Origin of the sequence: Escherichia sp. S10b, assembly GCF_028421345.1 — a bacterium.
In the GTDB taxonomy this organism is placed as follows: Bacteria; Pseudomonadota; Gammaproteobacteria; order Enterobacterales; family Enterobacteriaceae; genus ECMA0423.
Map to the genome: position 1 here is coordinate 1 of NZ_JAHZSO010000059.1, position 951 is coordinate 951.

Consider the following 951-nt stretch of genomic DNA (forward strand, 5'->3'; position numbering starts at 1 on the left):
TGCCCGGATGTCGAACCCGGTTTCCTTCAGCGTCTGCATCCATTCAGCCATTCTGACTTCAGGATCGACGTGCTGTTTGGATTTACGCGTATCCAGTGCCGCCACATCCCGGGATTTCAGCGAGGCGTCTTCACCGACGGCCTCCCGGATAGCCTGTGAGCGTCCGGAGAAGGCTTCCACCGGTACGCCCGGCATCTCCCACATACCGTGCTTACCGACCACTTCGGTTTCATAACCCAGCGCCTCAACGCGCTGACGTAACTCACTCTGATATATTTTCCCGAACGCAATCCGGTTCGCGAGCACGTTCTCGGAAAATCCGGTTTTCCCCACTTTGTCACTGCTCAGTGTCTTCCATTCGCCGTTATGCTGCGTGACATTAGCCACCACCACATGCGTGTGTAACTGTGGGTCCTGATCGCGACTGGTGTCATGGTTAAACAGTGCCATCACCAGATTACCGGTCAGCACCGTTTCTGACTGTCCGTCCGTCATCACCCGTGTGGAAGCCAGCGCCTCCACCTGACGGACAGCAAAATCCACAGCCTGGTTATGTGCATCAATAAGACGTTTATCCCCCCCGAGCATGGCCATCATGGAGACACTTTTGGGGGCGGAGAAGGTCAGGTCGTAGCCGGGACGATGCTTATTACTGCCATCCTGCATGCGGCTTAAATCCGCCCCGTCCGGCAGCCTGCCCTCCAGAAGACGGGTAAAAACATCCTTATCGACGCTGCCCTGCAGCCCAAGCTGTTCAGCCCCCTGACCGGCCCAGCGTTCTCCCATGCTGCCCAGCACATAGTAATTATCCTTGTCGGTGTAATAGTTTCCGGCACTGCCTGCCGATTTAACAACGCTGAAACTCAACATCAGAAATCATCTCCCGGCTCAACATCCTCCCCGCGCTCCCGGTGCACATTAATGTTCACCTCTTCACGACGCTGCATCTGC

General features: G+C 56.0%; 1 protein-coding gene. It reads right to left on the minus strand.

Annotated features, from left to right (window positions below; genetic code table 11):
• Positions 1–870 (minus strand): MobF family relaxase (gene mobF / locus FTE26_RS05860; RefSeq protein ID WP_272457516.1); only part of this gene is annotated, 870 nt, incomplete at its 3' end.
• Between the last annotated feature and the right edge of the window lie 81 nt (positions 871–951).